7 protein-coding genes are annotated in these 9800 nt (G+C 70.7%); 1 reads left to right on the top strand and 6 read right to left on the bottom strand.

Annotated features, from left to right (window positions below):
• The coding region (locus VF697_RS28725) for a sensor histidine kinase (protein ID WP_331099930.1) at window positions 1-890 on the top strand (890 nt) is incomplete at its 5' end.
• 3 nt (window positions 891-893) lie between these two features.
• Here VF697_RS28725 and proS read toward each other — a convergent pair.
• The 6 genes from proS to VF697_RS28695 all read right to left on the bottom strand — a co-directional run bounded on the left by proS (window position 894) and on the right by VF697_RS28695 (window position 9643).
• Window positions 894-2327, bottom strand: a complete 1434-nt coding sequence (gene proS, locus VF697_RS28720) for a proline--tRNA ligase (protein WP_331099929.1) — start codon at window positions 2325-2327, stop codon at window positions 894-896.
• Between the two features lie 74 nt (window positions 2328-2401).
• On the bottom strand, window positions 2402-6652 hold the full coding sequence (locus VF697_RS28715) for a pilus assembly protein PilY (protein WP_331099928.1): 4251 nt from the start codon (window positions 6650-6652) through the stop codon (window positions 2402-2404).
• Window positions 6653-6668: 16 nt separating this feature from the next.
• Window positions 6669-7181: a hypothetical protein gene (locus VF697_RS28710; RefSeq protein ID WP_331099927.1), complete on the bottom strand. Its 513-nt coding sequence runs from the start codon at window positions 7179-7181 to the stop codon at window positions 6669-6671.
• Window positions 7182-7184: 3 nt separating this feature from the next.
• On the bottom strand, window positions 7185-8408 hold the full coding sequence (locus VF697_RS28705; protein ID WP_331099926.1) for a PilW family protein: 1224 nt from the start codon (window positions 8406-8408) through the stop codon (window positions 7185-7187).
• A gap of 3 nt (window positions 8409-8411) precedes the next feature.
• Window positions 8412-8963 carry a type IV pilus modification PilV family protein gene (locus VF697_RS28700; RefSeq protein ID WP_331099925.1) on the bottom strand — a complete coding sequence of 184 codons (552 nt, stop codon included), beginning with the start codon at window positions 8961-8963 and terminating at the stop codon, window positions 8412-8414.
• 14 nt (window positions 8964-8977) lie between these two features.
• Window positions 8978-9643: a pilus assembly FimT family protein gene (locus tag VF697_RS28695; protein WP_331099924.1), complete on the bottom strand. Its 666-nt coding sequence runs from the start codon at window positions 9641-9643 to the stop codon at window positions 8978-8980.
• Window positions 9644-9800: the final 157 nt, after the last annotated feature.

Genomic DNA, 9800 nt, shown 5'->3' with positions numbered 1-9800 from the left:
TGGTTGGCATCATCGGCTACCTGGTGTCCGAGAAGCGGGTCCTGCTGCTGCGCGGGACGTTGGACCAGGTGCTGCGCCAGAGCGAGCAGTTGGAGCTGGCCCACCAGCAGCTGGAGAAGACGCACCAGGAGCTGCAGCAGCTTCACCAGCGGGCCATCGAGCAGGAGCGGCTCTCCAGCCTGGGGCTGATGGCGGCGAGCGTGGCGCATGAAATCAACAACCCGATGAGCTACGTGACGAGCAACGTCGACTCGCTGCTCCTGGACATGCGCAACGAGCAGCACCTGTCCGAGCTGATGAAGGAGTACGTGGCGGAGGTGCTGCCGGACACGCTGGCGGGCATCAAGCGGGTGAACGCCATCGTCTCGGACCTGCGCCGCTTCTCCCGCGGGGGCTTCGAGAGCCACACCCCCTACGACTTCACCGCCGAGGTGCAGGCGGCGCTGCGCATCGCGCAGATGCAGCTCGGCCACGTGAGGGTGGAGACGCAGCTGGCGGAGGTGGGGACGGTGGTGGGCCGCCCGCGGCAGCTCGTCCAGGTGCTGGTGAACCTGCTCGTCAACGCGGGGCACGCCACCCCGGGGGGCGGCGTGGTGAGCCTCGTCACGCGCCGCGAGGGCGCGCAGGTGCGCGTGGAGGTGCGGGACACCGGCACGGGCATGTCCGAGGAGACGAAGCAGCGGCTCTTCCAGCCCTTCTTCACCACCAAGCCGGCCGGCATCGGGACGGGGCTCGGGCTGTCGGTGGTGCAGGGCATCATCAGGGCCCACGGGGGCCGCATCGAGGTGGAGAGCGAGCTGGGCAAGGGCACCTGCTTCATCATCCACCTGCCCTGCGTGCCGCCGCTCACGCCCGAGGAGAACTCGGGCGGAGAGCGGCGCGCGGGCTGAGGCTCAGTAGGCCTTGGAGAAGACGAGGCGGCCCGGAGACGGCTCGCCCGTCACCACGCACTTGCCCGGCTCCTGCTTGAGGGCGAAGGGCCGGTTGCGCGTGGTCAGGCCCGTCTCGTCCTTGATGCGCGCCTCCACCTTCGGGTCCCCGTTCCAGTGGGCCAGCAGGAAGCCGTCGTCGGCCTTGGCCTTCATCTCCTCGTAGCTGTTCACCTCGAAGGTGCGCGAGTCCCGGAAGCTCTTCGCCTTCTCGAAGAGGCTCGTCTGCATCTGCTCGAGCATCTCCTGGGCGCGGGCCACGGCCTGGTCCAGCGGGATGAACTCCTTCTGCTTCACGTCGCGGCGCACCATCACGCACGAGCCCTTGGCGAGGTCCTTCGGGCCCAGCTCCACGCGCAGGCAGGTGCCCACGAGCTCGTGCTCGCTGTACTTCCAGCCCGGGCTCTTGGTGTCGTCGTCGTCCACCACCACGCTCAGGCCGGCCTTCTTCAGGTCCGCCGCCAGCGCGTGCGACTTCTCCAGCACCTGCGTCTTCTCGGCGTCCGTCGCCTTGCCGGCGATGGGGATGATGACCACGTGCGTGGGCGCCAGCCGCGGCGGGACGATGAGGCCCGCGTCATCCGAGTGCGTCATGATGAGGCCGCCGATGAGGCGCGTGGACACGCCCCAAGACGTCTGCCACACGTGGTGCTGCTTGCCGTCACGGCCCTGGAACATCGTGTCGAAGGCCTTGGCGAAGTTCTGTCCCAGGTTGTGGCTGGTGCCCGCCTGCAGCGCCTTCTTGTCCTGCATCATCGCCTCGATGCTGTAGGTGCGCAGCGCGCCGGCGAACTTCTCCGACTCCGTCTTGCGCCCCGTCATCACCGGCATCGCCATGTAGTCCTCGGCGAACTTCCGGTAGACCTCCAGCATCTGCAGCGTCTCCTTCTCCGCGTCCTCCTCCGTCTCGTGGCAGGTGTGGCCCTCCTGCCAGAGGAACTCGGTGGTGCGCAGGAAGAGGCGCGTGCGCATCTCCCAGCGCATCACGTTCGCCCACTGGTTGATGAGCAGCGGCAGGTCCCGGTAGCTCTGAATCCACTTGGCGAAGCTGCGGTTGATGATGGTCTCCGAGGTGGGCCGGATGACGTAGGGCTCCTCGAGCTTGGCGCCGCCCGCGTGCGTCACCACCGCCAGCTGGGGGTTGAAGCCCTCGACGTGCTCGGCCTCCTTCTTGAGGTAGCTCTCGGGGATGAGCAGCGGGAAGTAGGCGTTCTTGTGGCCCAGGTCCTTGAACATCTTGTCCAGGACGCGCTGCATGTTCTCCCAGATGGCGTAGCCATTGGGACGGATGACCATGCAGCCCTTCACGTCCGAGTAGTCGGCGAGCTTCGCCTTCTGGACCAGGTCCACGTACCACTCGGAAAAGCCCTTCTCGCGCGGTGCCAGCTTCTCGGCCATCTGCTTGAAACCCTTCGAAAATGAGTGAGGGCCGTTGCCTACGCCGGCCCTCGACGGAAATCAATGGTTGCGGGCTACTCGCAGCGCTCGGCCTCGTGCCGGCAGTCGTGCCCGGAACGGTCCAGTTCCAACTGGTAGAGCGACTGGAGGGCCTCGTTCTCCAGGGACACCCCCACCCGGCGGGGACCCGTGCCCGGCTCGTTGAGGACGATGTCCACCGTCTGGGGGCTGCGCTGGGGGGCCGGGTCCGCCGGGGCCGACGTGACGCCGCGCTCTCCGAAGCGCTGCCAGGTGCCGCTCCCGCCGGTGCCGCCGCCCGTGGACGCGGTGTAGAAGCCCTCGGCGCAGTTGGCCGCTCCGCCCACGAAGCCCGCCTGGTAGATGCGTGCCTTGTGCTCCCCCGAGGCCGCGCACATCCCGCTGGAGGCCCCCGCCTCGAAGCTGTTCCACAGCACGCAGCCGTTGACGATGGTGGTGCCGCTGCCCGTCTGCTCGCGGGGCGCGCTGTAGCGCACGTACCAGCCGGCCTCCAGCGCCCCGGCCTCCTTCGCCCCCGTCACCTTGCCGGTGGCGTCGAACTGGGACACGTCCACCAGCCGGTCATCCGTGAGCAGGCCCGCCTCGTACGTCGTGGCCTCGGAGGCGGTGTTGAAGGTGCGGGCCTTCTTCACCCCGTAGCTCCAGAAGCCGTAGAAGCGGTGGGGGCTGGTGGCCGGCAGCGGCTTGGTCGCGGCGAGCGGCTTCCAGTCATTCTGGGTCACCCGGCAGCCCCAGGAGGTGCCCGTGCCGTCACAGGTGTACTCCAGCCGGCCCGTGGTGCTCGCGGTGCAGCCGTTGTCCGCGCCGTAGTTCCAGGCGAGCGACACCTTCGTCGAGCCACACGTGGCCCCAGCCGTGCCCGCGGGGGGCGTGGCGCTGGTGTCGAGGTAGTCCTCGAAGGAGGTGCTGGTGCTCCAGGGCGTGGTGCCCGCGCGCTCCACGGTGACGGTCTGGCTCGCGCGGCAGCCGAGCTGCGCGCACCCGAGCGGATTGGAGAGCCGGCACGTCGTGCCTCCGCCGTCCGCGAGGTTGTAGCGGTCCCCCGTGCCGATGAAGGTCCGCAGGTAGCCCGTGTCCGGCTGCACGGTGTTGGAGGTCATGTAGCTGAAGGAGGGGCGCACGGCCTGCGCGTCCGAGCCCTTCACCTGGAAGGCGCGGGCGGCGAACCAGTTCTCCACCCGGCCCCCGGGAGCGCGCTTGCCCGGCTCCCAGAAGCGCACCGTCCACACCTGTCCGCCGTAGTCCGCCACGGTGGCGGTGTCGAAGAGCAGATCCCCATCCGGCTTGGAGCCGAGCTGGCCGCCCAGGTCCATCATCGCCACGCTGGCGGCGAAGGGGTGGCGCAGGGACTCGGAGCGCGGGCTGCCGTCGCCCGCGAAGAAGCTCCACAGCGTCTCGCCCGAGCGCAGGTCCACCATGGCCAGGCCCCGGCCCCGGTTGAGCGAGCGGTCATAGCCACCGTTGAGGAAGACGACCCACTGCTCGCGGGCCTTCTTGCCCTCCACCTTCCACGGGCCGTCCGGGTCGTCCAGGGCCACCGGGCCGATGGGCGGCGGGCGGGGCGCGAAGTGGCCATCGCTCTCGCCGAGCTGTAGCGCGAGCGGATCGCACGGCTGCGGCCACATCCACAGGAAGTCGCCCTTCTCGCTCGGAGCGCGCCCCGGCTGCGACGCGCCCGGGCTGCGCAGCAGCGCCGTCACGTCGAGCGCGAAGCGGTGCACGCCGCCCGTGCCCGAGCCCACCACGGCCACGGTGCGGAACTCGCTGGCCTGCTTCTTCCCATCGGCCACCGCGTCTCCGGGGCGGCCCACGCCGTCCAGCCACACCTCGCGCACCATGGGCGTGCCGTCCACGAACCAGCCGTGGCGGCCCAGCTTGGGCAGCAGCTTGGGCAGCAGGTCCGGCGGGACGAAGGCCCACAGCTCCTCGCCCGTGCCCTCGTCGTGCCGCACGAGTCCCGTGACGGGATCCTCCCCGGCGCCGCGCCCGTTGTGGAAGGCGTGGAGCATGCCGCCGTTGGAGCCCACCAGCACCACCCGGTCCCGGTCCTTGTGCAGCGAGACATACTCGTCATAGGCGTCGTGCGTGCGGCTCGAGCCCGACGCCGTGTAGCCCTTCTGCTCCGTGCTGCCGGCGAAGAGCGTCTGCAGGCACTGCTGCGAGAAGCCACAGAAGGCCCGGGGCAGGGGCGGGTCCACGCTCTGCGGCGCCGAGTGGAAGATGTCGTGCAGCAGGAAGGGCCGGTCGAAGTCGCGCCGGGCCGGGTCCGTGTTCAGCACGTCCGCGCCCCGGTAGTAGCGGATGACGGCCCGGGCGCAGTCGTCCGGCCCCAGCTTCTCGCCGGCCACCGTGCACCCGCCCGTGCCGATGCCGAGGAACTCGCGCAGCAGGGCCGCGTTCGCCTCGGTGAAGGCCACCGGCGTGTCGTTGGAGTCGAGGCGTCCATCCGGCCCGCTCCCACCGGGGCCCCCATTGTCCACGAGGGTGTAGATGGCGCGCGTCTTCCACCGCTGCGTCGGCGTCGAGGTGGCCTTGAGCTGCTGGCCCGCCTCCCAGAAGGGACGCGCCGGCTCCAGCCGATCCTTCAGCTTCACGAAGTCCCCCACCTCGTTCTCCACGACGGCGTCGCCGTCCGCGTCGATGAGGTGGACGTCCTCGCAGTCCTTGTCCCCGTTGAGGTCCTTCGTGTCCCCGCCGGAGGCCGCGGCCTTGTCCGGTTTACAGCCGAGCAGCAGCTCCGAGGCGAGCTTGTAGCGGTAGAGGTAGCCGCGCCACGGCTCGTCCCGGTCCCGGCCCGGGCGCAGGCGGGGCACCAGCGTGCCGCCCGCCCCGGACAGCTGCGTGCCGGACACGGACGCCGACGAGAAGGAGGTGGCGCGCCGGTCCACGTTGGCGATGATGTTCTCCAGGGCCTTCTTCAGCCCCACGCCGTCGTTGGCCTGGTGGTAGAGCCCGCCGCCCACGCGCGCGGCGTTCTTGAGGATGTTGGCATTCACCCCGAAGCCGATGGCGTGGATGGTGAGGCTCTGCCGGTGGGCGGTGTCGAGGTCGCCCACCACCTCCGGGCTGCCGCGCTGCAGGTCCTGCGTGGCGAGCAGCCTGGCCACGTCATCCAGCTTGTGCTGCGCGTCCTCCGGGCACGGCTCCGCGGTGGGGCACGTCACCGGGCCGCCGTTGAGGAACTCGATGTTGGCGGCGGGGACGTGGTCATCCGCGCTCGGCTCGCCGTCGGTGACGATGACGATGGAGGTGGCCTGGCAGCCCCAGCACCAGCTCCGGCCCGGGCTGCCGAGGAGCGCGTTCTGGAAGCCCGTCTTGAGGAAGCGGGAGTCGAAGTCGAAGGTGTCCGTGTAGAGGGTGTCGCTCGAGGAGAAGTACTGCCCGAGGTTGAGGAGCGACTCGGCGAGCGGGGTGGCGGCCTTGAAGCGCAGCGAGTCCACGGCCGCGAGGTAGCTGTCGCGCACGGTGGTGTAGGCGTTGGGGTCCGCGCGGAGCTGGTCGCACGTGGGGCCCTGCGGCAGGGCCATCAGCGCGCCGTGCACCGCGTTGTCCGCGTCGAAGTAGCTCAGCCCCACGCGCACCCGCCGCATGTCCTTGAGGATGGACTTGAGCGTGGCCTTGGCCGTCACGTACTTGGGCGGGTTGAAGTTGAGGAAGCGGCCGGTGAAGACGTAGGTGAGGCGGCGGGGATCCGTCCCGGGCGGGGAGCCCATGGCCTTGGGACGCTTGTAGAAGCCCCGCGTCTGGAGGCAGGAGAGGCACGCGTTGTAGAGCGTCCGGCTCGGGTCCGCGGACGCCGGGTGCTGGAAGGCGCAGGCGTCCTCCCGCGTGTTCCAGTTGGGGGCCGGCGCGTTGAGGTCCTCCCAGAACATGTACCCGTAGAGCTTGTCGTCGCGGAACAGGCCGGGGTGGTCCGGGTCCGGCACGGGGTACACGGTGCTCGCGTTCCACCCGTTGGCGTCCTGCACCGCGCGCAGGTCCGGATTCTCGCAGCCCTCGCCCGCGGCGAAGAAGGACTCATGGTCTCCCTCCTTCACCTGGGGCAGCTCGCGCATGGACGCCGAGGTGTCGATGAGGAAGTGGACGTTGGGCGGCGTGCCCTCGCTCATGAAGAAGCGCTCGTCCCCGGTGAGGTCCTCCCCGCGCAGGGCCTCGGCGGCCAGCGAGGTGGTGAGCTGGCAGCAGGCGGCCTTGGGCTCGGTGGGCGTGGACTCGGCGCCGGCCAGCGCGGGGGTGAGCAGGAGCGTGGCGGAGAGCAGGCGGTGCAGGGGGCTCCAGGCAGTCATGGGGATTCCTCGGGGGCTACTGCAGGCCGACACGGACGACGAACTCGACCTCACGCTCGGGGCCGCCCGGGTACTCCTGGCAGAGCGCCATGACGGAGTACCAGACGGCGCCCTCGGCCGAGTCGCCCAGGGTGTTGCTGATGTCCCGCGCCGAGCCGCGCGAGGCACCCACGGCGTTGGCGGGAATGGCCTTCACGTGGGTGAGGGTGGCCGACGAGCCGCCCCCGGGGGTGCCGGCATCGGCGCCGCCCGCGAAGTGGCCCAGGCGGATGTGGCCCTCGCCATACGCATCATCGAGCTTCACCTGGCTGGCGCTGCCCGGCGTGAGCACCCGCAGGCGCGCGAGGAAGAGGTTGCGCGCCGCCTGGGTACAGGCCGAGAGCGAGTCCTCGCGCGTCTGGAGCATCGCGGCGTTGCGCTCGGTGCCGGTGAAGGTGATGGCGCCGGCCACCAGCAGGGTGACGAGGACGATGACGATGAGCGACATCACGAGGGCCATGCCTCGTGGGCCGGTGGGACGCGGGTGCATGGCTCAGCCTCCTCCCCGGTGGATGGGGATGAATTGGGAGCGCATCAGCAGGTTCTTGGGAGCGATGGCCTCGCGGAGCACGGCGCGGGTGAAGCCGCCGCCGCGCGGGTCGAAGGCCTTGGCGGGCCGGGTGCCCAGGTTCTCGAGCTGGCGCCAGGAGAGGGAGCCGGAGGGGAGCGCGGGGCCCTCGGCGCCCGCGGCTCCCGGGGTGAGCACGTCATCTCCCGGGCGCTGCCGGTCCGGCTGGGTGCTGCGCGCCACGAGCGTGAGGCGCACCTGCCGGATGTTGGCCGGGTGGGACTGGAGGCGCCGGAGCGAGGCATAGGCGTCGTCCAGGCGCGGGCGATTCGACTCGGGCGTCCCGGTGTGCCACGTCTCGCCCCAGGGTACGGCGCCGTCCACCCCCACGAGCGCTGGCGCGCTGTTGCCCACGGTGTTGAGGATGTAGGCCACCTGGAGCTGCTCGATGCCCACGGCGATGGGCGTGGCGTCGGCCCCATCGATGCGCCCGTCGTCGTTGCTGTCCACGCCCCGGTGCTGCATGAGGTAGGGCGTGGTGCCGGGCGTGGCCGCGTCCCCATCATCATCGAAGGAGGTGACGTAGAAGCTGGTGCGCTCCACCCTCACCACCACGGGCGGCTCGCCGTCGTGGAAGCAGGCGTCGGTCATCTTGCCCTGCTCGCGGAAGAGCGCGCCGGGAGGCCCCGCGGGCGAGTCCACCGGGGCCGGCGTGGTGTCCAGCTTGACGGAGGTGGCCTTGGCCGGAGCCGTCTCTCCCACCGTCACGTAGGCGTAGCGGATGGCGCCGGGGCAGAGGACGAGGAGGATGTCGCCCTTGCGCAGTGGCCGCTGGAGCTCGCGGTCGAAGTGCAGGGCGTCCGGCTTCACGGTGGTGGCGAGGCGGCGGAAGTACAGGTCGCGCGCGTGGACGGTGAGGCCGTCCGGGTAGCCGTCACCGTGGGCGTCCCCGGCCGCGTCGTAGGAATCGTAGGCGAGGATGGCCCGATCCGGGTCCACGCCGTAGCCCGCGTTGCGCACGTGCCGCTCCATGACGCCGAGCGCCTGCCGGACGCTGGCCTGCACCGCGCGGCGGCTGGCGTGGGCCTGGTACTGCGAGGCCTGCGAGACGAAGACGAGGCAGACGCCGGTGAGGACGATGGCACCCACGGTGGTGCCGACGAGCAGCTCGACGAGGGTGAAGCCCCGGGAGTCAGGAGGCGCGCGCATGGCTCAAATCTCCGGGATGGGGGCGGCGCCCCGGCCAACGGCCTGGGGGTTGAACTTCACGGCCCAGACGTTGACCTGCTTGAGGCCGCCGGCCGTGGTGGGAAAGCGCACCATCACCAGGATGCGGTGGGCCTCGGTGCTGCCGTCCGAGCCCTTCACGGGCGCCACCCGCCAGGCCACCTCGTAGGTGCCCTCGGCGCTCACGCTGGCCTGCGCGGCGCCGAGCAGCGGGCGCTCCCCGACGAGCGCCACCGCGTCCGAGAGCTTCACCCGGCCGTCCGTCTCGTCGAAGTGGGTGAAGCGCGGATCCGCCGGGTCGATGGTGCTCACGGTGGACAGCAGCGGGTGGTGGAAGGGCAGGCGCTCGAAGGCGTCCACCAGGTCGCGGCCCAGCTTGCTCGCGGTGGACTGGCGCCGGGCCAGCCCGTTCTGCTGGCTGGCCAGCACGTTCATGTGCAGCACGCCGAGCAGGCCGATGGAGAAGATGGCGAGCGCCGCCATGGCCTCGACGAGGCTGAAGCCTCGGGGACGGGGAGCGCGAGCGGTGGAAGTCATGGGGATGTGTCCTCCTAGAAGACCCGGATGGCGCCGGCCGGCGTGGCGATGACGACCAGACGGGGTGGGCCGGACTGGAAGCCGCGCGAGTCGGGCGCGAAGGCGACGACGCCTCCCGCTTCCGCGCTGCCCGTCATCACCCGCACGGTCCCATTGGGAGAGAAGCGGATGACGCCGCGCGCGCCCCCGGTGCCCGCGGTGCAGAAGGAGCACCCGCTGAGCAGCCGGCCCGAGCCGGACGCGGTGAGCGGAATGGAGGCGAAGGGGGCGGGCAGGGGCTTGAGGTCGGGAGGCGGTGCGGCGAAGTTCACGAAGCCCAGGCCGCTCTCGCGCGAGAGCCGGAGGTGCTCGTGCCGCGTCCCGCCCACCAGGGCCGCGTTCATCACGTCGTCGCTGGCCCAGTTGTAGGCGCCCAGGGCGTCGGCTCGCTCCAGCAGGTAGGCGCCGAAGTCGGTGCCGTCATCGTGGAAGACGACGTAGTGGGGCACGCCCAGGCTGGTGGCCCGCATCTGTGCGGCGGAGTACAGCGCCCCCACCTCGAAGGCGGCGTTGCTCACCCGCACGCGCGTGGTGCCGTGGAACGCGGCCATGCCGGCGAGCGTCGCCAGGAGGCCGAGGATGGCGACCGCCACGAGCAGCTCGATGAGGGTGAAGCCTGTGGAGCGGGAGCGGGTGGACACGCGGAAACTCCTTCCGCCCGGCTGCTTGTGCAAAGCGTGGCCCACCCGCCCCACGGGGAGGGAACACCTGTCCAAGTCCCTGGAACGAGGGGGAAGTTCCGTGCCCCGGGTGACCGCTGGAGTTACCTCCGGCTGGCCTTTCTATAGGAACGGAATT

It is taken from the genome of Archangium sp. (assembly GCF_036388035.1).
Lineage (GTDB): Bacteria > Myxococcota > Myxococcia > Myxococcales > Myxococcaceae > Archangium.
Note: the sequence above shows the minus strand (reverse complement) of the source record. Positions and strands in the feature narration are given on the sequence as shown.

Bases quoted from the DNA above. Each gene is read 5' to 3' on its own strand.
- proS (WP_331099929.1), bottom strand. From the start codon at position 2,327: ATGGCCGAGAAGCTGGCACCGCGCGAGAAGGGCTTTTCCGAGTGGTAC.
- VF697_RS28715 (WP_331099928.1), bottom strand. From the start codon at position 6,652: ATGACTGCCTGGAGCCCCCTGCACCGCCTGCTCTCCGCCACGCTCCTG.
- VF697_RS28710 (WP_331099927.1), bottom strand. From the start codon at position 7,181: ATGCACCCGCGTCCCACCGGCCCACGAGGCATGGCCCTCGTGATGTCG.
- VF697_RS28705 (WP_331099926.1), bottom strand. From the start codon at position 8,408: ATGCGCGCGCCTCCTGACTCCCGGGGCTTCACCCTCGTCGAGCTGCTC.
- VF697_RS28700 (WP_331099925.1), bottom strand. From the start codon at position 8,963: ATGACTTCCACCGCTCGCGCTCCCCGTCCCCGAGGCTTCAGCCTCGTC.